The sequence below is a fragment of the Leptolyngbya sp. DQ-M1 genome, from assembly GCF_039962505.1.
Lineage (GTDB): Bacteria > Cyanobacteriota > Cyanobacteriia > Leptolyngbyales > Leptolyngbyaceae > Leptolyngbya.
The window spans coordinates 52,120-78,797 of record NZ_JAMPLJ010000009.1; the positions used below are offsets into that span (position 1 = coordinate 52,120).

Consider the following 26,678-nt stretch of genomic DNA (forward strand, 5'->3'; position numbering starts at 1 on the left):
GCTTTTTGTCGGGACGCACCGATCATCTTAGCGTTGTTCCAACAAGGCGAAAAAGCCATCGTCTAATTCATATCCGAGCGTTTTGGTCATCGACTTGAGGCGCGATCGCGATTCAATCTGCTGCTGTTCGAGCCAGTTCATCAGCACAAAAGTTTTGCTCATGACGAAGATTTCCAGCGCTTCGGGGTTGTACTCGATGCCATCGGGCCGCATTTCGTGGGGAACTAACATTGCCGCATATCGCCCTAGCTCTTTCTGCGACCAGTCGAGCAGAAACGGCAACCATGGATACATGGCATCCAGTCCAATGAACCACAGTCGCACTTCTGGCACCTCGGATAATTCGCGAGGATCTCCGGGTTCAAGGGGGTAATCAATTTTGAATTGCAGTTTTTGTTCGTATTGCCGGATGTCGGATTTGAGCGGTTCGATCGCCGCGATCGCGGGTGTGAGATCGACCGCGTTGATCTGGTCTGCATGGAGATGAATCACAATTGACATAAAAATTTCTGCCGCTACACGCCTTTTATCTTCTAATGATTTGCGATCGTTTGTGCTAAATGATGATCGATCAATTGTACTGATTGCGCTTCAAGGCATTGAAGCGAGGCACAGAAGTTGCGCTGTGAGAATTACGATCGCGCTTGTAAAACGTTTTATCCATTGTGTTTAATTCAACTGGGTACATGGAATCTCAATCACAAACTCTGTACCTCGACCAAGCTGAGAATTGCAGAAAAGCGATCCTTGATGCCGTTCAGTGATCACCTGATAACTAATTGCAAGTCCCATTCCTGTTCCAACTCCGACAGGCTTAGTTGTAAAAAAGGGATCGAAAATGCGCTTCGAGGTTTCTTGAGACATCCCCGCTCCGGTGTCTGCCACGCGAATTCTGACCGAGTGAGCCTCTATAGCTTCTGTTGTAACGGTTAAAGTGATCGGATTGGTGCTATCTTGCTGAAAAGCTTCCTCGATCGCGTCGATCGCATTCGTAAACAAATTCATAAACACCTGATTGAGCTGACCTGCATAGCATTCCACCAGAGGCAAGACGCCGTATTGCTTCACAACATTAATCGCAGGGCGGCGATTATCTGCTCTTAACCGATGCTGCAAAATCATCAATGTACTTTCGATGCCAAAATGCAGATCGACCTGTTTGAACTCCGCTTCATCCAGCCGCGAGAAGGTGCGGAGTGATAAAACAATCCCTCGAATCCGCTCTGCTCCGTTTTCCATCGAGGTTAGGAGCTTCGGTAAATCGGTGGTGAGAAAGTCTAAATCGATCGCCTCGATCTCAGCTTGAATTACAGAGGGTGGTTGGGGATAGCATTGTTGATACAGTTCAATCAGGTGTAGTAAATCGTGGATGTACTCTTGGGCAGGTTTAAGATTGCTATAGATAAAGCTGACTGGATTGTTAATTTCATGCGCCACACCTGCGACCAGTTGACCTAGCGATGACATCTTTTCACTCTGAATTAACTGGGTCTGCGCCCGTTGTAGATCATGTAACGCACGTTCAAGAGACTCTGTTTTGTAGCGAAGCTGTTCTTCGGCTTGCTTACGCTCTGTAATGTCTTCATAGGTTCCCAAAATCCCGATGACTTCACCTGCATCATTTCGCAATGGGATTTTACTGGTGTCTGTCCAAAATGATTCCCCATCAATTTGAGGATGTGCTTCGATCAGGTGCAATTGTGGCATTCCACTACTGAGCACTTCAGCATCACAAGCTCGAAATAGCTCAATCTGCTCCAGTGCCCAGGGCAAATCATAGTCCGTTTTGCCAACAATCTCGCTAGGGTCATGGAGTCCGGCGACGATCGCAAACGATTTATTACACCCCAAGTAAACTGAGTTTAAGTCTTTCCAAAAGATTAACTGTGGCGTATTGTTAATCACAGTTTGTAGGAGTTGTGTCGCTTCTTGATGTTTCTGCTCTAAGCGCTGTCGCTCCGTCTCTAGATAGATGCGCTCAGTAATATCATTCTGTATGCCAATGAATTGTATTACCTGTCCTTCTGCATCAAAGATTGGAGAAATTGTGAGTTCGTTACAGAACAGTGTGCCGTCTTTGCGGTAATTCCGTAGGATGACTGTGCAGCTTGTACAGTTGCGTAAAGCTTGCTTAATCTCGTTCAGTGCAGGTTGTTTACGATCGTGTCCCTGCAAAAAACGACAATTTCGTCCAATAGCCTCAGCAGCAGTGTATCCAGTCATGCGTTCAAACGCTGCATTGACAAAAATTGTAGGATAATCAGGCTGGTGTGCATCTACAATTACAATGCCGACCGGAGTTGCTGCGATTGCTTGCTGCCAGTTGATAGAGGCTAGAGACGCAAAAGACTGAGAAGCGATCGGAAGATCCATAACAAGAGATGCAGATGGGGTCTAAAATATTTTGCCCTTCGCCTGGAAGTAAAGATACAAAGCTTTTTCACCATAAGGAAAAAATTAGGGCTTAGATTTAGTCTATCCGGCGCGAGAGTCAACTTTAAGTCAGAGATTTAGTCTTCATTAGATCGTTACAATGGAATCTGTCTTCTTTTTTAAACGATCGAGATTTTGAGCGCTACTCATTCCCCCAAAATTGTTCTTGTAGACGGTCATTCGCTGGCATTTCGCGCCTACTTTGCTTTTGCCAAAGGTCGCGATGGTGGTTTACGCACCTCGACTGGAATTCCAACCAGCGTTTCTTACGGTTTTCTCAAAGCGCTGCTTGAAACTGTAGAAGCTGAGAAACCAGATTATCTGGCGATCGCGTTTGATCTCGGTGGTGCAACTTACCGCCACGAAGCCGATGAAACCTACAAAGCAGGTCGCCCTGAAACGCCAGAAGATTTCATGCCTGACTTGAATAATCTTCAGGAGCTTCTCAAGGCGATGAATTTGCCGATTGTGGTCGCTCAGGGTTATGAAGCGGATGATGTGATTGGGACGCTGGCGCGAAAAGCTAGTCAAGAAGGCTTTGCGGTACGAATTTTGAGCGGCGATCGTGATTTATTTCAATTAGTAGATGCAGACGGGAAGATTAAAGTGCTGTACATGAGTACAACCTACGGCAGAGGTGCGCCACCGCCTAAAGAATTTGGTGTAGAGCAGGTTAAAGAAAAGCTAGGAGTGCTGCCGTCTCAAGTGGTTGATTTCAAAGCGCTGTGCGGCGACCCATCTGATAATATTCCAGGCGTGAAAGGGATTGGTGAGAAAACAGCAGTTCAGTTATTAAGCGCGTATGGATCGCTAGAAAAGGTCTATGAATCGATCGACGAGATCAAAGGTGCAGTTAAAAAGAAACTAGAAACAGGAATCGAAGATGCACGCCATTCACAATGGATGGCACAAATTCATTTAGACGTTCCATTAGCGGTCGATCTACAGTCTTGTAAACTCCAAGGATTCGACGAAGATACGCTGAAACCCATGATCGAGCGATTAGAGTTTAAATCGTTCTACAACAAAATCCAGAAGTGGAAAGACCAACTGAGCGGTGAGACAGAACTAACAGAAACCGAAGGCTCAAAACAAGCCGCGCTCGAATCAGGAACACCGATCGTTCCTCAATATGCAGATGATGACCTATGGTTCTTCAGCGCCGAAGAAACCGAAAGTGCGGAAAAATTCGAGGTCGTGTCGATCGCACCACAAATTATTGATACCCAAGCTAAGCTCGATGCACTGGTCAAACGCCTCAAAACTCATACGAGTGAGAAGTTTCCGGTCGCGTGGGACACTGAAACTAGCGACCTTGATCCGATCAAAGCTGATTTAGTGGGAATTGGTTGTTGTTGGGGTTCGGAATCTGATGCAATGGCTTACATTCCGATCGGTCATACTTCGGGAACGAATCTCGATCGTGCGATCGCGCTTGAAACCCTGCGCCCGATTCTCGAAGATGTTAAATATCCAAAAGCGTTTCAGAATGCGAAGTTCGATCGCTTAGTCTTCCGCTTCCAAGGCGTTGAGTTAGCAGGCGTTGTGTTCGATACAATGCTGGCAAGCTATGTTCTCAACCCTGAGGCCAGTCATAAACTCAGCGATATGAGCTATCGCTACTTAGGCATTCAGGCTCAAGAGTATGGAGATCTAGTTCCCAGAGGAAAGCATATTGGTGAAGTTGACATCTCTGCAGTTGCTCATTACTGCGGAATGGATGTTTATGGAACATACAATTTAGTTCCAAAACTACGATCGGAACTTCATGAACTCCCGAAACTTCATGATCTGCTGATTGAGATCGAACAACCGCTTGAACCTGTGTTAGCTGAGATGGAAGCAACCGGGGTGAGAATCGATCGCAACTATCTCGAAGCATTCTCGAAAACGCTGAAAGAAGACTTAGACCGCATCGAACTAGAAGCTTACGAAGCAGCAGGCGAAAAGTTTAGTCTGGGTTCTCCTAAACAATTGAGTGAACTATTGTTTGAGAAATTGGGACTCGATAAGAAGAAATCCCGCAAGATTAAAACTGGATATTCAACAGATGCAGCTACTTTAGAGAAACTGCAAGGCGACCATCCGGTGGTTGATGTGATCGTGGAACATCGAACCTTGACGAAGTTGAAATCAACCTATGTTGATGCGCTACCAACTCTAATCAATCCGAAGACCGATCGTGTGCATACCGACTTTAACCAAGCAGTTACTTCTACAGGTCGGCTCTCTTCGTCTAACCCCAACCTCCAAAACATTCCAATTCGGACTGCCTTTAGCCGCCAAATCCGTAAAGCCTTTATTCCCGAAGAAGGGTGGCTCATGGTTGCGGCTGACTATTCGCAAATTGAACTGCGAATCTTAGCACACTTGAGTCAAGAACCTGTTCTACTCGAAACCTACCGTAACAACGAGGATGTTCACTCGCTCACGGCTCGATTGTTGTTGGAAAAAGATGACATCTCCTCTGAAGAACGACGACTGGGAAAAATCATTAACTTCGGTGTGATTTATGGCATGGGCGCACAGCGATTTGCGCGAGAATCGGGAGTTACTTCGGCTCAGGCACGCACCTTTATCGATCGCTTTAACAGTCGATATGCTCGCGTTTTCGAGTACCTCCAGCAAATGCAGCGAGAAGCAATCGCCAATGGTTATGTCGAAACCATCAAAGGACGACGACGCTACTTCAATTTCTCATCCGATTCGGTGCGAAAACTTCGAGGCAAATCACCCGATGACATTCAACTCGATAAACTGAAGCTGCGCGACCAGTTCGAGGCGCAAGCTCTTCGAGCCGCAGCTAACGCGCCGATTCAGGGTTCTAGTGCAGACATCATCAAGATTGCAATGTCTCAGTTGCACGAAGTTCTGAAAGCTTATCCTGCAAATCTGTTGCTGCAAGTGCATGATGAATTGGTGTTTGAAGTTGAGCCTGATGCTTGGGAAGAGTTGCAGCCCAAGATTAAGCGAGTTATGGAGAACGCCGTTTCTCTGAGTGTGCCGCTAGTTGTAGATATTCGTGCTGGCAACAATTGGATGGATACAAAATAATTCAGACGTTGAGGGATCAGTCCTTACCGCTATGCAAACTCAAACTACCGCAAGCACCGCTCAAAGTCGTATCATCTCAATTCCCGATCGTACTTGGAATCAATTCAAACTGCTGCAACAAGCATTTGAAGTTTCTCACGCTAAACTGACTTACTTTGCAAATACGATCGAAATTTTCATGCCTTCTGAACCTCATGATTTATTCAGCCGCATCATTCTTTTCTTAATGGGTCATTACTGTTTAGAGCGGCGCGTTCAATTCATTCCTACAGGCTCAGCCGATCGAGAGCGAGAAGGCATCGTGTCGCTTCAACCGGATGAGAGCTTTTACGTGGGTCGCAAAGCAATTCCAGATTTAGCGATTGAGGTCGTTTTTACCTCTGGAAATGAATCCAAGCTGCCTCGATATCAAGTCTTAGAAATTCCTGAAGTTTGGTTTTGGGAAGATGGCGTTTTCGCACTTTATCGATTGTTTGAAGGCAACTATAGAAAGATTCAGCGCAGTGAGATTCCAGGCTTACAAGACCTCAATATTCAGCTTTTGAGCCGCTGTATCCTAACTGCTGAAACGGATATGCTTGGTGCGATCGATGAACTCAGGAAAGCAATTTAGTGTAAAGTTCATCGCTTGGATGTAATGGGCGGAGAGAGAATCGAACTCTCATACCTTTCGGTGCCACATTTTGAGTGTGGTGCGTCTACCAGTTTCGCCATCCGCCCTGGATGTCTCCTTACTATACAGGATCGATCGCATTTCAATCAAGAATTATTTTAATCTGGCAAATCATGGGACGATCGATCTGCGAGTTGCCGATCTCCCATGTTGCCTAAGTATTCTTTGGTTATTCCGGTGTACAACGAAGAAGCCACGATTCCCGCCCTGTACGATCGCGTGAGTGCCGTGATGAATCAGCTTGATGATGTAGTGGAATTAATTTTGATTAACGACGGCAGCAAGGATCGATCGCTTCACCTCATTCGAGAACTGCACAATCAGGATTCGCGGGTGTGTTATCTCAGTTTGGCGCGGAATTTCGGGCATCAAATCGCTGTGACTGCCGGATTAAATTATGCACGAGGTCGCGTCGTGGTGATATTAGATGCAGATTTGCAAGATCCACCCGAACTGATTCCAGAACTGATCAATCAGTGGCGACAGGGATATCAGGTCGTTTATGCTCAGCGAACCCAACGCCACAAAGAAAGCTGGTTTAAGCGATTCACGGCATATCTGTTTTATCGATTGCTCAAACAGCTTGCAGATGTAGAGATTCCAATCGATACCGGAGACTTTTGTTTAATCGATCGTCAGGTCGTAGATTTGTTAAATGCAATGCCAGAGCGCAATCGCTATATTCGGGGATTACGATCGTGGGTCGGATTTCGTCAAACTGCGGTGAAATTTGAGCGCGATCCAAGATTTGCCGGTGAAGTGAAGTATTCCTTTCATAAATCACTAGGATTAGCGATTAACGGTTTAGTTTCATTCTCAAAAGTTCCGCTTCGCATTTCTACTTATGTAGGTTTATTCGCTGCATTTGTTGCAATTGTGATGATGATTTTAGTGTTTTACTGGAGGATCGCTTATCCTGCCTCACCGCTAACCGGATTAACCACGATCGTCGTCGCCATCTTTTTTCTCGGTGCAGTGCAACTTCTCAGTATTGGCATCTTAGGCGAGTATATTGGACGAATTTACGAAGAAGTGAAAAACCGTCCGCTCTATACGCTATCTGAGGTTGCGGGGTTTGAGCGAGGCAGTTCTCAACATCAGGAAGCGGATTACTCTAGCTGAAAAATGATACGATCGAGATCATCAAGTACAGGAGCATCGGGCGTAAACTTACGTGCAAAATGAGCGGAAGAAGCTTGTAATTTTGGCAAATCAGATTGATCGAGCGTTTTCGGGTGTGGTCCACCCATAGACCAATCCTTGTAGCGCCAATCGTTCGTATTGATTTTGAGATCAAGCGCATTGGCAACAATCGTTTGGAAATATGTTTCTTCGGAAAACATCACCCAGCGCAAATGATTGGCAAGCTGTGGACGAGTATAGTGAAAGTTCACAATGTAGTCGATCGCACGTTGGTTCGCTGCAAACCACTGTGAACCTGCATAACATTGTAACTTCGAGTTATACGGCACAAAGGGGCGCATTAAAATCTCTGGCTTCAACCGCAAGCGTTGCCAATTGAGCTTCAGCGCATCTGCGATCGATTTCGGCATGGGTATCCAGCGCGTATAGTAGCGGTTGTGCATTTCTCGATGCCAAACACTTTTCAGGTTCGACGGCTGAATTAGTTCAGCACTCATGTGAGCATCTGCCTCAGTCGCATTCAGATCCGCCAGAATTTGATCGGCAGATTTGATCGGGTAGTCTGAACCACTGAGCAAGATTGTCCATTGGGGCCGATCGACCCGGTGCTGCATTTGTACCATTGCTCGAACGGTGGCTTCGACGGCTGAAAATTCAGCCCAGCGCGTTCGCATTGGTGGATCAACAAACGAGACATTGCTGGAGAAAGACTTGATCGACAACGGACACTGAAGAAAATCGTGATGACAGACGATCGGCGGCTGATCAAACAGGCGATTTAAGCGATCGACCAATCGCCGGATCTGATTTGGATGAGCATGAGTCAGCAAAATAAATCCAACGACTGGAGTCATAGCCTTCTAGAGATTAAAGATTGGCACAGGCTCGATTTTATCCGCAGGCTCGAACCCAAACACCCGTGAATAGAAATAGAATTCTCCATCTAAAGCACGTTTGATGTTTTCTGCTTTACGGAATCCATGTTGTTCGCCTTCAAACAACACATATGCTACAGGTAATCCTTTTTGTTTCAAAGCATCAACCATCATTTCGGCTTGATTCGGCGGTACGATTTTATCCTCGTCACCCTGAAAGAAGATCACCGGACAAGATAAGCGATCGACCGCACTAATCGGAGAGCGCTCCTCGTACAAATCGGCTCTTTCTGGATAAGCACCAATCAAACCATCAAGATAGCGTGATTCAAACTTATGAGTATCTTCTGCCAACGCTTTGAGGTCGCTCACGCCATAGTAACTTGCGCCTGCTTTGAATGTATTTCTAAATGTGAGAGCGCAGAGCGTTGTATATCCGCCTGCACTTCCGCCTGCAATCACTAAGCGATCTCCATCCACCTTGCCTTGCTCGGCGAGATATTTTGCTCCATTTGCACAGTCATCGACATCGACAATGCCCCAAGTTCCTTTCAAACGTTCGCGATAAGCGCGTCCATATCCGGTACTGCCGCCATAATTCACGTCGAGAACTGCAAAGCCGCGACTTGTCCAATACTGAATGCCTAAGTTAAATGCAGCAGAAGTCGAAGCGGTCGGGCCTCCGTGACTCTTGACTAGCATCGGTGGACGTTCGCCTTCAGAAGCGGTGTAATCTTTATTTTTGGGCGCATAGTACAAAGCAAAAGCCGTGAGATTATTCTCAGTCGGGAACTCGATCGCTTCTGGCACTGAAAGATAACCGGGATCAATCCGCAGTTCGCTGGCGCGTCTCAGCACTTCAAATTGTTGAGTCTGTAAATCGTATTTGACGATCGCGCTCGGCTCCGTTGATGATCCGCCCAGAAATACCGCATGATCTGCACAAGCTTGGAGCCCTGCAATGCTGGTGTAAGGCGTTGCGATTGGAGTGAGTTCGCGAGTGTCTAAATCTAAACTGGCAAAGCGGCTCAATCCATTTTCGGTATAGCTACAAATGATTTGATTTCCAGCAAAGCCATAGGTAGACATTCCAAACACCCAGAGCGGTAAACCAAATTCTGCGGCTTTCTCACAGAGGGATTCAGTTTTTCCGGTTGTAGGATTCCAGCGGTAGAAATTCCACCAGCCCGTACGATCGCCAATAAAAATCAAACTGCCATCCGGCGACCATTCCGGCTGAAAAATCGATTCCTCTAATCCACCTGCAATCTTTTCCGGTGTGTCTAGCGTTCCGTCTGCTCTAATGTTTGCTGTCCAGAGTTCGGTTCCATCCCAAGGCATATTCGGATGATTCCAACAAATCCAACTGAGGCGAGAACCATCAGGACTCAGACGCGGAAACGCATAGGAATCTGAACCTGAAACCAGAACGGTTTGACTTTGATCCGTGAGCGAAATTGCCGCGATCGTATTCTCAACGCTTTGATCTTGATGTTCTTCGCGTACACAAACGAGGCGATTTCGAGCACTATCGAATAGGGCATCGGCATATCGTAACGATGCTTCAGGAGTCAGCGCGATCGGCTCAGCTCCATCGGTCTGCTGATAAAGTCGCTGATCGGCAAAATTCGAGAAATAAACGGTTCCATTCGCAATCATAAATGCCCCTCCCCCGTATTCATGCACCCGTGTACGGGCGTTGAATGGGGCAGGTGTCAGATCGATCGTCTCGCCATTCGCTGAACGTTGCACAATCACATTCCGTCCTGCCTCAGTCGGACGTGACTCGCTCCAGTAAATTGTTTTGCCGTCCAGCTTAATTTGTCCGAGTCCGATCGTCCCTGCCACAATCAGATCCGAGCTAATCGGCGACTTCCAAGTGCCATAAGATGCCACAGCCATAAGATCCTCCAAATCACCGTTTCCCAGACTCTAAACTATCGCGATCGTTCAAACATTGCGATATATCTCAAATTGTTGAAATCTGTCCGCTCTAGAGATTCGTGTTACAGTAAATGAGAAGAGGTATTGATTCGGTTGAATCGTTTGTTTTTTCTGACAGTGACTCGTTCGTTTTCATTGAAACTAGCAAGTTTGTTTGGGCTAAAGCAGGCACACTCCGATACGACTGCCTCGGTTATTTCTGGTTCTGGAGATCTTTTTCAATGTCGATTTATGTAGGTAACCTATCTTACGAGGTTACGCGGGAAGATTTGACCGAAATCTTCGCAGAATACGGATCTGTTAAGCGCGTTCAGCTTCCGGTTGATCGTGAAACTGGACGGATGCGTGGGTTCGGATTTGTGGAAATGGAAACGGATGCCGAAGAAGATAAAGCGATCGAAGCCCTAGACGGTGCGGAATGGATGGGTCGCGATATGCGTGTCAACAAGGCAAAGCCCCGTGAAGAATCGGGCGGTGGCCGCAGTGGCGGTGGCGGTGGTCGCAATGGTGGCGATCGTCGAGGCGGATTCTCGCGCGGCGGCTATTAATTTAATTCGCTAGAATTGAATCCCCTGTAGCGTATGGCTATGGGGGATTTCTTTTAGGTTGGAAAAATGAGAGCGAGAATCGAAAGCGATATTCTGTATCTGCATCACGAAGATGTGCCGCCGTTTAAAAAAGGGGGGTCTGTGGTGCGAAATAGTTATTTTTGGGCGCTGAAGTCGATTTCTGGTCGGGCAAGTCGGGGGCGCGATTGGGAATATGAACCGGAAGTGTGGTTTGCGCTGCAACGGATGTTGTTATCATTTGCAGAATCGGGATATCTGGGACTGTCAGAAACGATTCTGGAGTTTTCGGATGCGGACGTAATTCCAGATGAGCTGCGATCAATTTCGACACGAATTTAATGTAGGTTCGATCGACGTTCTACAAGTCCTGTTCGGCGTTGCGTTAGTGCTACTCGGCTGAACATTTAGAACCTGAGCAGCAGTCGAAAATAAAGCTGAGCTAAAAAGAGCACGATCGCTTAACTCGGTACGAATTGCAAGTGCCTTTAATATCTATCTTGGACTCGACGAACGCTTTGATCCGGCACAATATGGAATTGGCAACTGGAATATTTGGTACTATCCAACAGGCGATTTGAATGCTGAATATCAGAAGCAGCTTGCTGGAGATCTGAGCCATTCTTGAATCTTCAATATCATAAAAATGAGTTGAGGTTGTAATCCTCAACTCATCTCCTGATTCACAATTCAAGCTAGAAATGTTTTTCCTTAGCGGGTTCTCCTTCAAAGGGTTGAACTCCGGTTGCTGGATAGTTATCATCGTTGAGTCCAAAGATGCGACTGATTGCTCCAGCGATAAATTGTCCAACTTCGTTTGGAATTGCCTTCACAGTTTCCCAACTCGATCGCATTCGAGTAAACATATTTTCTCCTCAAACAGTACGTAGGTTGCTTTTACTGGTTGGCTCGCAGATGAGCAGATTCTTGCCGCTGCTCGTTTTGGTGTCGCTCTTGGGTTAGCGTTTCCCGTGTCGCTTGATCAAGATCACCCATTTGCATCGTTTCTAAAGCATCTTCAGCCCGGCGGTGGACGGTTTGTTCCTGGTGTTCTTTGGCTTGCCGGTGTTGAGTCGTTGCCTCGCGCAATTTTTCTTCCAGGTTCACCTTCACTACAGGCTTACGTGCCGATTCAATTTTAGGCAAGGTTAGTGTCAGAATGCCGTTCTTGAAGTCTGCTTTCACTTGGTCGTATTGCACCGCCGTTGGGAGCGGAATCAAGCGTTGAAACTGTCCATACCGCAGCTCAGAGCGAAATACGCCTTTTTCTTCGGTTCGTGTTTCCTCTTGGTGATGACCAGAGATCGATATCGTATGTTCAGAAACTTGCACATCCAGATCTTTTGCTTCTATCCCCGGAACTTCTGCTTTGAGAACGACATCGGTATCGGTTTCGTGAAGTTCGATCGCAGGTGTCCAAGCCATACCGTCGATTGGTGACAGCGATCGGGCTTCTGGATCTGGGTGCAGCCACGCATCGAAAACCTGATTCATCTGATGCCGTAATGCTTCCAATTCTTTAAGAGGTTGCCAGTGAATCAGCGACATAACATTCCTCCTGGTCTTCTTTGAACATAGAGCGAGAACTAAATCGCTCTATGTTCAAGATACGCAAAGACTGTGAGGAACTTGTGAGGACGTTGATAGACTCGCACAACTCGCTTCGCGGAATTTTAAGCTCAGAGCGCGATCGCAGGCGAGACCTGCTAACTATCGCCTTAACTTAGCTGTTAATGCTTTAACTGCAAAAATATTCCTAGTTTCACTACAGTTTAGGGGCAGTAGTAGACTGCGGCGGCATGGCAACTTTGTGCGCTAATCCAACGGCTTTCAGCAGCCAAATTGCCCACCCTTTGAAGGCTAGCTTTGCCTCTACAGTCGGGAGCTGCTCAAACTCATAGAATTCTGTGCCCTGAACGGTTTGTAGTTTTAATGCCGATCGCACAATACGTTTCAATGCTTGACCACCTGACAAATTGCCCAAGTAGCGTGTATAAGCATGAGCAATCAACAAAACCGGGCTTGTGTTATACCAGATTGATTTGTGGATGCGACAGATTCTCGCCCCCTAAATCCCCCATTCTGGGGGACTTTGAGTATGATCTGTCGCATTCTATGTTTAATTCGGTATTAGAAATCTCGCGCAGTCGATCAACATAGATTTGACCCGTGGGCAGGGGTGCGATTTCTTCTCGCCAGTTGTCACCGTAGAAGAAGGCTAAGTCGTGCTCTAAATTCGCAGCGCGGTGAAGTTCGGGAAATACAATCGCTTCAACGATCGGATGACTTGCGTGGCTTGGAGAGTGCTTGAAGCAGACAGTAAGTTTTACCTGTATCGCGACAGAGACAATGGCTCAAACAGTTTGCGATACAGCGCCGTTCCAGCGATCAAACAGAATTGATTTTTCAAAGTTTATGTTCTGTAAGCCTGCTAGAACACGGAGGTTTTGCTGCGTAAAGCCTTTAAACTTGCTGCTTGTTGTTCCGCTCGTTCAGCCACGCGATCGCAAGCTAACTCACAGAACTCAAAAATCATTGGGTCGGCAATTTCGTAGTAGGCGCTCGTTCCCTTTGCTTCACGCGAGAGTATGCCAGCTTGGTATAAAACCTTTAGGTGCTTAGACAAATTTGCTTGTCCTAATCCCGTTGCCTCTGAAATTTCCATGACGTTCTTTGCCCCCGATTTCAGGCAAGTCAGAATCTGGAGCCGACTCACTTCTGACAGCACCTTGAAATAGTCAGCGACTGCCGCAAGAATCGCTGGATCAACCTTTGAGGGTTTCACTTTGGGCATAGGGAAACTTGGCAATCAGAGTGAGTTCGATTATATAACTAATTAAGATTATAGCTACACGTTAAGCATTCAGGAAATTACGATCAAGCAGGGAGCCTATCGTCTCACAATTCCAGAGAATCTAGCGCTTTTGGGAGTTTGATTCACTCGCTTTTCCGCGCCAGTTTAAGCTGTTTTGATTGAGTTGCTGTAAGTATGAGTCAGGCTGAGCGATGATGCTGTTTGCTAGTGCGATCGCGCTTTCTAACTGGGCTTCGGTTAATTGCTGATAGGCAGGAATGCGCTTACGTTCTAAGACTTCATACCAGCAGCGATCGAATAGATTATCTAGAATAATGCGCTGAAAGCAATGATTGTAGCGAACGGGGAAATGGCGCGATCGGGCTAAGTCTGGCAAAACGTGATTTGTTAGGTCAAGGTACTGATTGCGGAGTTGCGTCAGGCGATCCATGAGGTGCAGGGGTAGAAGGAAGGGGATATTCGGTCTGTCGATGTTCGGTTCTCCACTGTTCTGCTTCGGCGCGAATTAGCTGAAGTTCCTCGGCTGAGATGCGCTCTAAGTTGCGATAGATCTGTGTCATGCGTGGATTGTGCTTAAGCTTGTCGTAATGTCGGGCAAGAAAGTCCCAGTACATGAAGTTAAACGGGCAAGCCGTTTCTCCAGTGCGACTGCGGGGATTGTATGTACAGTGTTTGCAATAGTCACTCATGGTATTGATGTAATTTGCTGAAGCGGCATAAGGCTTTGATGCCATCATGCCACCATCTGCATACTGTCCCATGCCAATCACATTCGCTTGCATCACCCAGTCATACCCATCAATAAAGGCAGTATGAAACCAGTCCTGCAATTCTTGCGGAGAGATCCCTGCAATCAATGCAAAGTTGTTCAGAACCATCAATCGCTGAATGTGGTGGGCGTATCCCGTCGCTTTGACTTGAGTCAGAACATGGTGCAAACAGTTCATCTTTGTTTCGCCTGTCCAGTAAAAGTCTGGAAGCGGTTGCGTGTGATTAAACCAGTTGCGATCGGGATAGTCTTCGCCCATGTACACATAGATACCGTGCATATACTCACGCCAGCCGATGATTTGTCTGACAAAGCCTTCAACGCTATTGAGTTCCCAGGTATCCCGATTAGCGTAATAAGCCTGCTCTGCGGCTTGTACCACTTCTAAAGGGTGCAATAGTCCAATGTTCAGATAAGGCGATAACATTGCGTGCCATAGGGTCTGTTCACCCGTGACCATTGCATCCTGATAAGGGCCAAAGTTAGACAGTCGAGTTTTAATAAAAAAGTCTAGTACCTGTAATGCTTGTGTGCGGGTGACTCCCCATTGAAAGGGTTCAATTTGCCAATAGGCTTGACTATCTTTAAGATTTGGGGACTGCTTTACCCAGTCAATCACGTCTTGGGTGATCTGGTCTGGCTCAAACCAAAGTGCTTCGGGCAGAGTCAATTTACCTTTGGGGGGCTTGCGATTGTCCCGATCGAAGTTCCAGCGCCCTCCAAGCGGATGCTTCCCATCCATCAAAACATTAAATCGCTGCCGTCCTTCACGATAAAAGTCTTCCATCAATAGGCGTTTGCGCGATCGTGCCCAATCGACAAACTCTTGATCCTGCCAAATGAAGCGATTGTTCGGAGTAAAAGTTACAGAGCAAGGAAGATTGAGTGACTGAATCAGCCTCATAAACGGACGATCGGCCGGAGCCATCACCCGCAGTTCCGTAATTCCGTATTGCTCAATCCACTTGATCAGCGGCGTTTGAAAGTCAATCGATTGTGTATAGCTAACAATCCAGCCTTCTTGCTTCAGTTCTTCAGCAAAGTGGCGCATTGCTGACCAAACTAGCACCAACTTTTGCAGATGATACGGCAACTGTTGAGCATGGTGTAGCGACTCAATAAAAAAGACGTGCGTTTGCTTAGGGTTATCTTTGCAGCTTTGCAATGCAGTTTGCCCTGTCCAAAGCTGATCGCCCAGTACCCATACTCCGATGCTCATGCTCTAATCTCAATGATTCCACGCAACTCGATTACAGCAAATTCTAGACGAGCGATCGTCCGTCTTTGGTTGCAAACAATCTGAATTTTACTGCGAGGCTGTCACGATTGGAACTGCGGGGGCCACTTCAAAGTTAGGCAACATTCCTAACTTGCGAATTGAAACATTCACATCCATTCCCAAATAGTCATCCGTCTCACCAAACCAAGACCCAGAAAGCGGAATCACCTGTCCAGGATGACGAGCGATCGCGACTCGAATCAGATCAAATCCGGCTGTAATTCGATTGGTCGGATCATAAGCTCTCCAGCCTGCACCCGGTAAATAAACCTGCGCCCAAGCATGAGTTGCACCGGAACCTGTCATGCCAACCTCACCGCCATCTAAGGCTGAATCGTAAATATAGCCGCTGACAAAGCGACAAGCCAGCCCTAAGCGTCGAAGTGCTTCAATCATTAACCAAGCATAGTCTCGACAAGTCCCCGACTGTAACCGGAGTGTCTCAGCCGGATTCTGAGTCCCTTCTGCATCTCGTGACTGATAGCTCAATGTGGTGTTAATACTATCCATCATGCGTTGCAAGACATCTAAGGTACTATCTTGGTCGCCTGCCACAAATTGTTTTGTCCAAGCTGCAAGCCGACCTTCGGAATCTTCGGTATGTGGACGAATGAACACAGAGAGATCATTCCATTCATCCGGAGTGTACTGTACGGGAATTTCTTCAGCACGGGCATCCAGCGGAAAATCAGCGATCGTCGGAATGCCAAAATGCTCAGCTCTCACTCGATAGGTCACACTCAGTTCTTTTGCAGGTTCACTGAAGCTCAGGAGTGCAACATTATTCGAGAGCGTATCCATCATCCAGCGAGTTTTGCAGGGAACGTTGCTGTCGATCGCATAGCTCAAGATGCGCCCACTATAGCCAATACTGGGTAAGAAAATCGCTCGGTGTTCTCCGAAAGTAACAGGATTGCGATAGCGATAGCTTGTAGTGTGTTCTAAATCGTAAATAATACTCATAGTACGCATGAACAAGTTGCAGATGCGGAATCACTTCAAGCATATCGTTATCTTATGTGGATAGAGTTTGAGGCATTTATCAGCTATTTCCTCAAAAGAAGATAGAATGAGCCACTGACAATGTAAGTGCATAACCTCGTTACGCTGAGAATCTGATGGGACGTATCTTTATTTCTGCCGGACATGGCAATCGCGTTAACGGTGTCACCGATCCGGGGGCAGTCGTCGCAGGCACAACCGAAGCAAGAGAAATGATTCTGACTCGCGATCTAGTCGTGACAGAATTGCGATCGCGGGGTGTCGAAGTCCTGTCTGTGCCCGATGCGCTGAGTGCGGCTCAAGCGATCGACTGGATCAACGCTCGCGATCGTCCGGATGATGTGGCGCTTGAAATCCGCGCCGATGCGTTTAGTAATCCAGCCGTGCGAGGGGCAACCGTTTACTACATTGCCAATAATGATCAGCGTCGCCGTAATGCCGAACAGCTATTGCTAGCGCTGATTCGCCGCGTTCCTCAACTGCCGAGCCGAGGAGCCAGACCCGATACCGACACAGGACTCGGTAGCCTGCCGTTTACTCGTCAGATCACCTGCGGATCGCTTTTGATGACGGTTGGATTTCTCACCAATCCAGACGATCGCTTCATTATTCAAAATCAGCGTCGCGATTTGGCAAGTGGGATTGCAGATGGTTTGGTAGCTTGGGCGCGGGGCACGGCTCTACCACCCGATTCCACGACCTATCCTGAAATTCGCATTAGCATTAACGGGCAGATTTACGGCGAGAAGGGAATTCTGGTCAATGGCAATGCCTACATTCCGATCGATTTAACCGATCGTCTGGGAATCGATTTAACTCAAGATCCGAACATTCGTCGCTTGAATTATCGTCAAGTCGTTTTTGTCAAAGCGGTAGACCTGCGAAACTATACGATCTCCGTGGGTTGGGATGCTCAAGCGCGAACCGTGCTGTTGCGATCGATTCTAAAAATCTGTCCGGGAACGCTCGATCGCATCATGAGCAACGGTAACACCACTTCGGCACAGTTAATTGCATTTCTCCGCAGCAACAACGATGCCGCACCCGTACAGTATCCTCAGCTTGCAGACCTCTACCGCAGTGAAGCTGCGATCGAAGGAGTCAATTACGATATTGCCTTCAGTCAAATGCTGCTCGAAACAAACTACTTGCGCTTCGGAGGTGAGATTAAACCCTCGCAAAACAACTTTGCCGGACTGGGAGATGTGGGCGGCGGCCCTGAAGGCGCAAGTTTTCCGAATGCTCAAACTGGCGTGAGAGCACATATTCAGCTACTCAAAGCTTATGCCAGTACAGAGCCGCTAGTGCAAGAAGTGGTTGCGCCTCGGTTTCGGTTTGTCACCCGTGGGATTGCGCCCCTAGTGGATCAACTGAGTGGGCGATGGTCAGCCGATCCGCAATACGGTGCAAAGATTACGGCAATTCTGAGGCGGCTGTATGAAGCGGCGCAGCTTTTGTAAGGTAGCCTGAGGTCGATCGAGGGTGTTCGTGAGGATTGCGATCGATTAAATGCCTCTTGGGATTGTTTCAGACTGTGATTTTTCCTTGCTACAGTTAATGTGTCGTCGGCATCACACCAAATTTCTGAATGCTCTCTAAAGACCTTTGTAGAGACGTGAGGCATCGCGTCTTCGCAGAGGGACTGGTGTGGCGCAGGATTTTTGGGAACTGGTAGCGCTCTTTAATAATCCCGAAGTCATGCAACCTATTAGAGTTTTAATCGTAGATGATGCAGTGATGGTACGGAGCCGTCTGAGCAAAATTCTCGCAGCAGAGCCCCAGATTGAAGTTGTGGGAGTCGCTTCTTCAGGAAGAATTGCACTCGCAAGACTGTCTCAACTGAATCCGGATGTGATCATTCTCGATATCGAAATGCCTGACTTAGACGGGCTGCAAACGTTGGCGCAGATTCGTCAACTCAATCCACGACTGCCCGTGATTATGTTTAGTGCGATGACCACGATCGGAGCAATTGCAACGCTGGATGCTCTTTCTTTAGGAGCTTCGGACTATGCGACAAAACCGAGTCAGATGGACAACGTAGATCATTTAACCGACTATCTTCGAGCGACGCTGATTCCTAAGATTAAAGCACTGAGCCAGAAAATTACACAGAACCGATCGGCACCAATCTCCGACATTAGCCCAAAAGCCACCCCCACAACCGCTGCTTTCTCAAGTTCTCAACTCCATCGATCGTCTGCTGAGATCGTTGCGATCGGTGTTTCCACCGGAGGGCCAAATGCCCTCGCCGCGTTGCTCTCAGAATTACCCGCCGATTTTCCTGTCCCGATCGTCATTGTGCAGCATATGCCGCCCATGTTCACCAAGCTGCTCGCAGAACGTTTATCGACAAAATGCGCCTTGCCCGTTTGGGAAGCAACGCTAGGAGCAAAACTTCGCCCCGGTACGGTTTGGATTGCGCCAGGCGATTATCATTTGAGAGTGAAAGACACGGACTCAACTGTGCAACTTGTGATCGACCAGTCTCCAGCCCGAAATTTTTGTCGTCCTTCAGCGGATGTCTTGCTTGAATCTGTTGCCGAAGTGTACGGGGATCGCGCTCTGGGGGTGATTCTGACCGGGATGGGGCAAGATGGACTCCGGGGCTGTCAGAAGATTCACGATCGCAATGGGCAAATTCTGGCGCAAGATGAGGCGAGTAGCGTGGTTTGGGGAATGCCGGGATTTGTGGTGAATGCAGGATTAGCCGATGCCGTTTTGCCGCTCGATCAAATCATGCCAGAGATTCTGCGTCGGGTGAATCGATCGTCTACGCTGGCGCGGAGGATGGACTGATGGCGATTCCTGCTTTTGATTTTGAGTATCTCCGTCAGTTAGTGCGGCAGCAGTCTGGAGTAGTGTTAGAGCCACACAAAGACTATCTCGCAGCGCTGCATCTGGATCAGATAGCTGCGAATGCTGGGTTTGCTTCAATTGCAGAATTAGTCGAACACCTAAAACACACTCCCTTAAGCGAACTGCATCTTCAAGCCCTTGAAGCTTTAGTGATTAAGGAAACGTCTTTTTTTCGTGATCGCTCTCCCTTCGAAGCGCTAAAAGCTTCGGTGTTACCCGCGTTGATTCAGTCCCGTTCTAGTCAGCGAACCATCAATATCTGGTGTGCCGCTTGCTCAACCGGTCAAGAACCTTACAGCATTGCGATGCTGATCCGGGAAGCCTTTCCAGAACTGTCCGCTTGGACAATTCGCTTAATCGCGACTGACTTTTCTAAGCAGGTGCTCGATCGCGCTCAGCAAGGACAGTATACAGACTTGGAAATCAGCCGGGGTCTGGCCCCTGAACTGCGCGATCGGTATTTCCGCAAAGCTGGGGATGCTTGGCAGATCGTTGATGAAATTCGTCAGAGGGTTGAGTTTCGGCAGTTGAACCTAATTCACTCTTGGAGCGCTCTACCAAAGATGGACATTATTTTTCTGAGAAATGTTCTAATTTACTTTGATATCGACACCAAGCGATCGATTCTGAACAAGGTACAGCACTACTTGCAAGCAGATGGCTGTTTATTCCTTGGCAGTGGTGAGACAACGTTTCACCTTGATCCTAGATTTGAAGCGATTCAAAGCAAGACGAGCTTTTATCACCGTCTACGAAGTGCGTAAACAAACGTAAGTTTGACAGGGAGAATTCCCGTTAAACCAGCGTCAGTTTGATGCTTGCTGCTCTGAAGTTCGATCGCGCCACAGCGTAATCGAACTGTTAAATGGTTGCAGTTGCGTATCGGGGAAGTAGAAGCGAAGAATACGATCGCTTGTCCAGCCCAATCTGCCAAGGTTATAAGACCCAAATTGGCTCATTCCGACCCCATGACCAAATCCACCCCCGACAAACACGAAGCCTTTCAGCACTTTATTTTCCATTATTGGATCGAGGTAAAATAGCGTGCTCGCTGGCGCATCAAATACAGTTTGGATATCATCCTTTTCAAGCTTAATCGTGCCTGCGTCGGTGACGATTGCCGATTTCAAAATGCGTCCCCCTTCCGATCGCTGCTGGATTTGAATGTTCCGAATCGTTTTGAAGTTCGCGAACGGATGCCGGACTGCTTTCAGATAGTCGCGCAATTCCTGATTTAGCTGCGCTAAGGGCACAGGGTAGCGCCATCGGAACATATTGGTTCCATCTTCGTTAAAGCCTTTCTTTTGATTGATAAAGGCGCGGAAATTGCCCTCATCGGATAAACTGCGCGATCGCAAATCCCACACTGGATTCGCTGAGTCGATCACTGCTCTAAGATAAGGGCGCTCCCAACCGTGCCAGATATCATCAAAGCTTGCAGTCACGCCTCCGCTCGTTGAAGAATAGAGCGCATCTACCAGTTCATTTTGGTGGGTCAGGACTAAGCCACGAGTTGCCGCGATCGCGCGATCGGTTGAAGGTGCTGCGCCGTCTAGACCGCGATAAACCTGGCATTGTGTCGTCGCGCAGAGTTGATAGTTATCGATCACAAATCGACGCAAATTCCGCAGAGCATAGGTGCGGGCGAGAACGGCTTGAGCCTCTAACACCGGTTGGGGTGCCCAAGTTCCAATCTCATGCGGCACAACGCCTCTGAGATATGTTTCAATCCCAACGAAGTTGACGAGCGTATAGTTACCGTAAGCATTCGGTTGAATTCGTAATGCCCCACCAAAAGGACGGTTTGGATGATCATCAGTGGCACGATCGACCTGAACGACTCCTGAACCCGATGAAATATCAATCACATCTCGCGTATACCGGAATCCATCCAGTACCCACGTCGGACGCGGTACTTCTCGAACGACTTTAGTTTCAATCCGTGCGGTTTGAATGCCCTTTGCCTGCAAGCTTCTCAGCAACAAACGCCGTAAGAGTGGCGTGTTGTAGACATCGCGCTTTGCCCAAACTTGCCAGCGCTCTGGCTGAGCGATTTCGACCTCGATCCCTTGTGATTTCCAGTCTTGAGCCTGATCCTCTGCGGTTTCAAAACTGCGGTGTGTACTGAAAACAACGCGCTCCTCGACCACGGGCTGCGGAAGTTTCTGCATCGCCGTTTCGAGCTTGAGTTCTTGAGCGGTTAGGGTTTGGAGCTTGTTGTTTGTGTTGAAGCGCACGGTTAAGCGATCGCCCGGATTGGCTTTCAGAGTGAGCGTATCGGCAGAACGATCACCAAATCGCTGTACGATGCCCACTTGAATCCCGATATCTTGTGGAGGGTTGGCAGTGGCGGGGGCAGCTAGTGCAGTGAAGCAACTGAAGCCAAGCGCGATCGGGGTGAGAAGATTGAGTTTCATCAATGTTGAAGCCAAGGGAGTCGAGCCTCTTTCTATTCAGAAGGGGACGTGCGGCGGGTAAAAACCTGTGTTCGATTGTAATGGGAATTTTATGAATCGGAGTGCGTGGAGCAATTAGATTTTTCAGCTTGGATTTATTGATTCCGGATCGATCCTGAATCGATCTGCGTTCAGATTTTGCAGTTCGGCTATCACGAATCACAAGTAATTTGCAGTCTTTGTAAATATCTGTTACATTTATTTACATAAAGAAACATAAGTTCACAGGAGGTTCCGATGGTCATCCTCGTTAGTCTGTTAGTTGTGGGCTGGGTAGCAGTTGCCTTGCTGGGTTCCTTGGCTTACTTCTTGGGAGAACAAACGAAACCGATTCACGAGCGCAACTGGCGATCGACCTCGTTTGAAACGCTATCTAAATCGATCACGGGCAACTCGATCGACTACAGCACCCGCGTTCCTGCTTTCGCCGTAGCCGATGCCTACGCTAGCAGGAACTTACCGAGCGCCTAATTGAATTGTTACGACTACTCTCTCTTCTCAACCCTTTGCTGTCGCGGTGAAGGGTTTTCTATTGGCAAGCAATCCGCCTTTTAGCCTGCAATCCCAAGCCATTAATCCGAGCCACAATATTGCTGAATGACGCGCATTAGCTCCACCGGATCGATCGGCTTTGTTAAGTAATCATTGAAGCCTGCATTAATCGCTTGTAAACGATCCTCCTCGCGGGCGTATGCGGTCAATGCGATCGCGGGTAGTTCTGCGCCTTGCGGTAACTCGCGGACAAGTCCGATTAGTTGAAATCCGTCCATTTCGGGCATCGCTACATCACTTACCAAAATTGTAGGAAGTTCTTTTTCCAAAAGTGAGAGTGCTTCCTTGGCATTGGTTGCAACAGTGACGTTTGCTCCTTCGTCCTCCAGCATAAATCGCAGCAGATCTCGTGTATCGGGATCGTCATCTACGACAAAGATGTTAATCTGCTCTAGCGATTCCATTTTTAAGTATTACCAGCGAAGAAGGAACTTGAGGAGTTTTTTGACTTGAGTGAAATCTAGGCTAAGCCCCACGGTAGAGGCCGTCTTCTACCCAAAGATGGAGACGTATAGATTAAACGACTGTCATCTTAATCCTATTCAATCGGCAGGGTTTTTGCTGCTGTTATTGAGCAGCAAGATATATTCAGCGAGAGTTTCATCAGAATCAGTCGGGGGCAGTAGCCAGTCTGGAAAATTATTCTAACTTTTGTTGGGGTATGTTTCTTCTCTAGGGCGTGGGACGGCATCAGGTGATTCTTTATAAACTGTAATCATTACAAGCTTAACTCTCCTCTCTCTAGTAAAGTTTGGTTCAGAAGCCTGCCCTGTGTCGTTTTCGGCTCAGGGCTTTTGCATTTGGCTCAAAAAAGCATCGAATGTTGATCGCTCTGCTAGTGAGGCTTGCGCCCCGGATTTTGTTGTAGAAAGCGCCCCTGCTGCTGCACCCCAAGTAATTGCCTTGCGCATCGATAACCCTTCAGATAACGCCACAGCTAATCCTGCATTAAACGCATCCCCGGCTGCCACCGTATCGATCGCATTGACTGAAAAAGCTGGGACAAAAAAGCGATCGTCTTCGGTCGCGCAGAATGCGCCTTGAGCGCCTAGCTTGATCACGATCGTTGGTATGCCTTTTTGCTGCAAAATTGCGGCTGCACGATCGGCATCTGCTTGATCCCGAATTGGAAATCCGACCAGTTGGGCTGTCTCAGTTGCGTTGGGAGTCAGAATATCAATCTGTGAATAAAGCATCCCTGAAAAGTCTTTAGGAGCGGGAGCAGGATCGAGAATGACCATTGCACCGATTTGTTTTGCAATCGTCGCGGCCGATTGAACGATCGATAAAGGAATCTCAAGCTGCAATAACAAGATCGATGAATCAGTCAATGCGACCCTGAGACGATCAACATCAAAATTACCCACATTGCCATTAGCACCTGGAATGACAATAATATGATTCTCAGCCCGATCGTCCACTGCGATCATCGCAACGCCTGACGCGATTGTACGATCGACGGTAATTAAATCGGTTTGTACTCCCGCAGTTTGCAAGCTTTCTAGCAATTCTGCACCAAACGCATCCCCTCCAACTCGCCCAATCATGCGGCTTGATCCCCCCAATTTGGCAACGCCGACCGCTTGATTTGCTCCCTTTCCCCCCGGAAGCGTCGAAAAAGTGTATCCAGATAGCGTTTCCCCAGGTTGAGGTAATCGTGGAACTTGCGCCACAAGATCCATATTGATACTACCGAGCGTGATGATCGATCGCGTCATGGCGTGATTCATCCATTTGTAAGGTGCAAGAGAGACAGAACACTAATGCGATCGCCCAACCGAATTGGCAGGGCTTCTACGTTGCATCGAATTGATGTCGAACCCAAATCAATCGTTTCTGCTCCAGAGTAAGGTTGACCACTGATATAAGCTTGCGAGATTAATGAATCGTGAGGAATCGATTTATCTTTGGGAATAAAACCGCCTGTCCAGTCTTGCGTCTGAAGTTTCCAGCATACTCGAAGCTTTCTCTTAGCTTTGATCGGGGCACTTTGTTTCATCTCAGAAGGTTTGAGAACACAATGCCACAGGACTAGCGCATAATTGCCGGTTCCATATTGCAACATTCGCGCAAGCGTCGCGAGCAGTGAAGTTTGATAGAGAGCTGCAAGCGATCGTCCCGTCTTGAAAGAAATGCCTAACCGATTCAACTTTGGCACAAATGAGGATTGCGGCATCAACAAATCGGCGGCTCCTTGATCGCAGAGTCGCTCTTTACGCTGTTCGCTCCAGTTTGGCAAAGCGCTCTCAAACCTCGCTTCTTGTTGAGCATCAAACAGCAATTCCATCAGTTCGTGTCCCTCAGTGAAGCGCTGCCGGACGATCGGATCATCTTCTTTAATCAGAATAATCCCGGTGTTGCTGTCTACTAAAATGCCTTGTTGCTCCTCAAGCGGGGCGCGTAGCGGCTCAGGCATTCCAAAGTGTTGATAAATGCAAGTCAGAGCGATCGGAGGTTCATCACCTAACCCGGATTCTTGCCGCAGGAAATTGACATAGCGAAAGACATCATCTTCACATTGAAGCCTTCCATGTTGAGACAGGAAGGCTCGTCCGGGATGTCGATAGGGCTGTGGCAGGCTCACAGGGTTCCTCACATTTTTCGCGCTAGAGTGCCCAAACTTAAAAGATTGGTCGATCGATTAGCAGTTCACTCAACAAACGGTGAACTTTCTATTTTCCTACTGTCATCTTAATGACGTTATACAGTAGCTCCCATTTCTCCGGCGAGGTCGGCTGCTGTCCTCGATACTTCAATCGCGACAGCATCAACACATCGTCGGGCGGTAGATTCGCGTTTTGAGCGAACTCCACCAAACTCGGAGGCAGATCGACTGACTCTAATGCGGAACTTGGTGCAGGTTCCGCCTTTAGCCCTAACACCGCAGACAACCGCTCCCGCACCTGCCAAGAGAGATTCGTTGCCTGCCCCCGCTCAATTTGAGACAGGTAATTACGGGAAATTCCAATCTGCTCAGCTAATTCTTGCTGGCTTAACCCTTCTTGAATCCGACGATCGCGGACTCGTTTTGCAAATTCATCCATTCTCATTTTGACAACTACAGTTTGCAATTTTTGTCGTTGGGTATTGCATAGGCGGAGGAAAAGTGATAAAGTAGTACACATGGATTGTAAACTGTAGTTTGCAATCTACTCCCACTATAGCAGCACTGCCCCCGATCGTATAGCAGTCCTGCTTCCGAGCAGCAGAAATTCACTCTTTTCCCACCTCCGCTATGACACAAGTTGCAAACGACAGCAAAACCAGGATTCTCGATGCCTTTCAAACCATCCTTACCGAGCAGCGATCGGTCTCGTCACGAGTTGCCACCCGCAGCGAAGAAGCTGCCAAAGGGCAAGACAGAACAGTGCTGGAAACAGTGTCGCAATACACAGCAGACGGAATTGTGCGCGGGCTGGCTGATTTGCAATTGGATTTTGGCACGACGATCACCGCTCTTGCCAATCGCCTAACCACTGAAACCAAGAAGCTCGATGACCTTAAACGAGCGCTTGCAGTCGAAAGTAAGAATCTCAAAGATCTTCAGCAGACCCGCATCGTTGCTGATGCCCTCTACTTGATCACACAAGAACATCAAGAAGCTCTGCGCCAACTTGAACAACAAGCAACACACGATCGTGAAACCCTCGATCGCGATACTACCGAAACTCGCAAAATTTGGCAGCAAGAGCAAGAAGAGTTTGACGCTCAGATCAACGAGAGCAGCGAACTTCTGAACCAGCAACGGCAGCGTCAGGAAGAAGATTACCAGTACGACAGTGCGCGATCGCGCCGCATTGCAACCGATGAGTATGAAGAAACGAAACGGCAAATCGAGCGGGAAATTAGGGAAACGATCGAAGCCAAAGAAAAAGACTGGACGGAGCGAGAACGCATTCTGGCAGCCGATCAGAGACTATATGAGGAGTATCAGCAAAAGGTCACGGCGTTCCCAGGCGAACTGGAAGAAGCGGTCAAAAAAGCACGGGAAGAAGGAATTCGCGATGCTCATCAGGATGCCAAAATCAAGGCAGATCTGCTGGAAAAAGAATGGGAATCCACCAAGCAAGGCTATGAATTGCAGATCCGATCGCTAGAAACCAAGATCCAGAGCCAGACTGAGCAGATTAGCGAGATTTCGACTCAACTGCAAACCGCTCTGCGCCAAGCTCAAGAACTTGCAATGCGAGCATTCGATAGTTCTTCTAATCGCCTCGCTACGAGAAGCGAATGATAGCACCACCTGAGCTGTTTACTG

The 26,678-nt window shown here is 47.9% G+C and carries 25 protein-coding genes, 1 tRNA gene and 2 pseudogenes; 11 read left to right on the forward strand and 17 right to left on the reverse strand.

Annotated elements, in window-relative coordinates:
• Positions 1-27 precede the first annotated feature (27 nt).
• Positions 28-501 carry a CRR6 family NdhI maturation factor gene (locus NC981_RS21755; protein WP_190375104.1) on the reverse strand — a complete coding sequence of 158 codons (474 nt, stop codon included), beginning with the start codon at positions 499-501 and terminating at the stop codon, positions 28-30.
• Between the two features lie 168 nt (positions 502-669).
• A complete protein-coding gene (locus NC981_RS21760) occupies positions 670-2,373 on the reverse strand; it encodes a PAS domain S-box protein (protein ID WP_348244827.1) in 1,704 nt (567 codons plus the stop codon).
• A gap of 195 nt (positions 2,374-2,568) precedes the next feature.
• Here NC981_RS21760 and polA point away from each other — a divergent pair, with 195 nt between their 5' ends.
• Together polA and NC981_RS21770 are read left to right on the forward strand one after the other, a co-directional pair.
• Positions 2,569-5,487: a DNA polymerase I gene (gene polA, locus NC981_RS21765; RefSeq protein WP_348244828.1), complete on the forward strand. Its 2,919-nt coding sequence runs from the start codon at positions 2,569-2,571 to the stop codon at positions 5,485-5,487.
• 31 nt (positions 5,488-5,518) lie between these two features.
• Complete coding sequence (locus NC981_RS21770) at positions 5,519-6,100, forward strand: Uma2 family endonuclease (protein ID WP_348244829.1); 582 nt, start codon at positions 5,519-5,521, stop codon at positions 6,098-6,100.
• 25 nt (positions 6,101-6,125) lie between these two features.
• On the opposite strand, the gene NC981_RS21775 is transcribed toward NC981_RS21770, so the two are convergent.
• Positions 6,126-6,207: transfer RNA gene (locus NC981_RS21775), tRNA-Leu, on the reverse strand.
• A gap of 103 nt (positions 6,208-6,310) precedes the next feature.
• On the opposite strand from NC981_RS21775, the gene NC981_RS21780 reads away from it, so the two are divergent.
• Positions 6,311-7,282, forward strand: a complete 972-nt coding sequence (locus tag NC981_RS21780; protein WP_348244895.1) for a glycosyltransferase family 2 protein — start codon at positions 6,311-6,313, stop codon at positions 7,280-7,282.
• Here NC981_RS21780 and NC981_RS21785 read toward each other — a convergent pair.
• Together NC981_RS21785 and NC981_RS21790 are read right to left on the reverse strand one after the other, a co-directional pair.
• Positions 7,270-8,157: a beta-1,6-N-acetylglucosaminyltransferase gene (locus tag NC981_RS21785; RefSeq protein WP_348244830.1), complete on the reverse strand. Its 888-nt coding sequence runs from the start codon at positions 8,155-8,157 to the stop codon at positions 7,270-7,272. The two genes, NC981_RS21780 and NC981_RS21785, sit on opposite strands and share 13 nt — an antisense overlap.
• Before the next feature lie 6 nt (positions 8,158-8,163).
• On the reverse strand, positions 8,164-10,080 hold the full coding sequence (locus tag NC981_RS21790; RefSeq protein ID WP_348244831.1) for a S9 family peptidase: 1,917 nt from the start codon (positions 10,078-10,080) through the stop codon (positions 8,164-8,166).
• Positions 10,081-10,343: 263 nt separating this feature from the next.
• On the opposite strand from NC981_RS21790, the gene NC981_RS21795 reads away from it, so the two are divergent.
• From NC981_RS21795 to NC981_RS21805, 3 genes and pseudogenes are all read left to right on the forward strand, one after another.
• Positions 10,344-10,670 (forward strand): RNA-binding protein, encoded by a 327-nt coding sequence (locus NC981_RS21795; RefSeq protein ID WP_190375087.1) that lies wholly within the window; start codon positions 10,344-10,346, stop codon positions 10,668-10,670.
• A 66-nt stretch (positions 10,671-10,736) separates the two neighbouring features.
• A complete protein-coding gene (locus NC981_RS21800) occupies positions 10,737-11,030 on the forward strand; it encodes a hypothetical protein (RefSeq protein ID WP_190375086.1) in 294 nt (97 codons plus the stop codon).
• Positions 11,031-11,125: 95 nt separating this feature from the next.
• Positions 11,126-11,313: pseudogene (locus NC981_RS21805) on the forward strand (NAD(P)/FAD-dependent oxidoreductase); the annotation flags it as partial.
• A 70-nt stretch (positions 11,314-11,383) separates the two neighbouring features.
• On the opposite strand, the gene NC981_RS21810 reads toward NC981_RS21805, so the two are convergent.
• The 7 genes and pseudogenes from NC981_RS21810 to NC981_RS21840 form a co-directional block, all read right to left on the reverse strand.
• Positions 11,384-11,554: a hypothetical protein gene (locus tag NC981_RS21810; protein ID WP_190375085.1), complete on the reverse strand. Its 171-nt coding sequence runs from the start codon at positions 11,552-11,554 to the stop codon at positions 11,384-11,386.
• A gap of 31 nt (positions 11,555-11,585) precedes the next feature.
• Positions 11,586-12,236 carry an Hsp20/alpha crystallin family protein gene (locus NC981_RS21815; RefSeq protein WP_348244832.1) on the reverse strand — a complete coding sequence of 217 codons (651 nt, stop codon included), beginning with the start codon at positions 12,234-12,236 and terminating at the stop codon, positions 11,586-11,588.
• A 304-nt stretch (positions 12,237-12,540) separates the two neighbouring features.
• Positions 12,541-12,717, reverse strand: a pseudogene (locus tag NC981_RS21820) (biliverdin-producing heme oxygenase); the annotation flags it as partial.
• Between the two features lie 402 nt (positions 12,718-13,119).
• The gene (locus NC981_RS21825) at positions 13,120-13,482 is read right to left on the reverse strand and encodes a metalloregulator ArsR/SmtB family transcription factor (RefSeq protein ID WP_348244833.1); all 363 of its coding nucleotides are present in this window, start codon (positions 13,480-13,482) and stop codon (positions 13,120-13,122) included.
• Positions 13,483-13,603: 121 nt separating this feature from the next.
• A complete protein-coding gene (locus tag NC981_RS21830) occupies positions 13,604-13,933 on the reverse strand; it encodes a hypothetical protein (RefSeq protein ID WP_348244834.1) in 330 nt (109 codons plus the stop codon).
• Entirely contained in the window at positions 13,896-15,491 is a 1,596-nt protein-coding gene (locus tag NC981_RS21835; RefSeq protein WP_348244835.1) for a cryptochrome/photolyase family protein, read from the reverse strand. The genes NC981_RS21830 and NC981_RS21835 overlap by 38 nt, the downstream gene beginning before the upstream one ends.
• 87 nt (positions 15,492-15,578) lie before the next feature.
• Positions 15,579-16,514 (reverse strand): transglutaminase family protein, encoded by a 936-nt coding sequence (locus tag NC981_RS21840; RefSeq protein ID WP_348244836.1) that lies wholly within the window; start codon positions 16,512-16,514, stop codon positions 15,579-15,581.
• Positions 16,515-16,669: 155 nt separating this feature from the next.
• Between NC981_RS21840 and NC981_RS21845 the strand changes: the two genes are divergently transcribed.
• The 3 genes from NC981_RS21845 to NC981_RS21855 all read left to right on the forward strand — a co-directional run bounded on the left by NC981_RS21845 (position 16,670) and on the right by NC981_RS21855 (position 20,176).
• Complete coding sequence (locus NC981_RS21845; protein ID WP_190376105.1) at positions 16,670-18,013, forward strand: N-acetylmuramoyl-L-alanine amidase; 1,344 nt, start codon at positions 16,670-16,672, stop codon at positions 18,011-18,013.
• Positions 18,014-18,200: 187 nt separating this feature from the next.
• A complete protein-coding gene (locus NC981_RS21850) occupies positions 18,201-19,352 on the forward strand; it encodes a chemotaxis response regulator protein-glutamate methylesterase (protein WP_348244837.1) in 1,152 nt (383 codons plus the stop codon).
• The gene (locus tag NC981_RS21855) at positions 19,352-20,176 is read left to right on the forward strand and encodes a protein-glutamate O-methyltransferase CheR (RefSeq protein WP_348244838.1); all 825 of its coding nucleotides are present in this window, start codon (positions 19,352-19,354) and stop codon (positions 20,174-20,176) included. Before NC981_RS21850 ends, NC981_RS21855 begins: the two co-directional genes overlap by 1 nt.
• Before the next feature lie 42 nt (positions 20,177-20,218).
• On the opposite strand, the gene NC981_RS21860 is transcribed toward NC981_RS21855, so the two are convergent.
• Positions 20,219-21,829 carry a SpoIID/LytB domain-containing protein gene (locus NC981_RS21860; RefSeq protein ID WP_348244839.1) on the reverse strand — a complete coding sequence of 537 codons (1,611 nt, stop codon included), beginning with the start codon at positions 21,827-21,829 and terminating at the stop codon, positions 20,219-20,221.
• A gap of 276 nt (positions 21,830-22,105) precedes the next feature.
• Here NC981_RS21860 and NC981_RS21865 point away from each other — a divergent pair, with 276 nt between their 5' ends.
• Positions 22,106-22,339, forward strand: coding sequence for a hypothetical protein (locus NC981_RS21865; RefSeq protein WP_348244840.1), 234 nt, complete (start codon positions 22,106-22,108; stop codon positions 22,337-22,339).
• A 101-nt stretch (positions 22,340-22,440) separates the two neighbouring features.
• On the opposite strand, the gene NC981_RS21870 is transcribed toward NC981_RS21865, so the two are convergent.
• The 4 genes from NC981_RS21870 to NC981_RS21885 form a co-directional block, all read right to left on the reverse strand.
• A complete protein-coding gene (locus tag NC981_RS21870) occupies positions 22,441-22,824 on the reverse strand; it encodes a response regulator (protein ID WP_190376110.1) in 384 nt (127 codons plus the stop codon).
• Between the two features lie 381 nt (positions 22,825-23,205).
• Positions 23,206-24,138 (reverse strand): ribokinase, encoded by a 933-nt coding sequence (rbsK, locus tag NC981_RS21875; protein WP_348244841.1) that lies wholly within the window; start codon positions 24,136-24,138, stop codon positions 23,206-23,208.
• Positions 24,139-24,146: 8 nt separating this feature from the next.
• Positions 24,147-25,004, reverse strand: a complete 858-nt coding sequence (locus NC981_RS21880; protein WP_348244842.1) for an ImmA/IrrE family metallo-endopeptidase — start codon at positions 25,002-25,004, stop codon at positions 24,147-24,149.
• 88 nt (positions 25,005-25,092) lie between these two features.
• Positions 25,093-25,464, reverse strand: a complete 372-nt coding sequence (locus NC981_RS21885; protein WP_190376113.1) for a helix-turn-helix transcriptional regulator — start codon at positions 25,462-25,464, stop codon at positions 25,093-25,095.
• Positions 25,465-25,655: 191 nt separating this feature from the next.
• On the opposite strand from NC981_RS21885, the gene NC981_RS21890 reads away from it, so the two are divergent.
• Entirely contained in the window at positions 25,656-26,654 is a 999-nt protein-coding gene (locus tag NC981_RS21890) for a hypothetical protein (protein ID WP_348244843.1), read from the forward strand.
• The last annotated feature ends 24 nt before the right edge of the window (positions 26,655-26,678 follow it).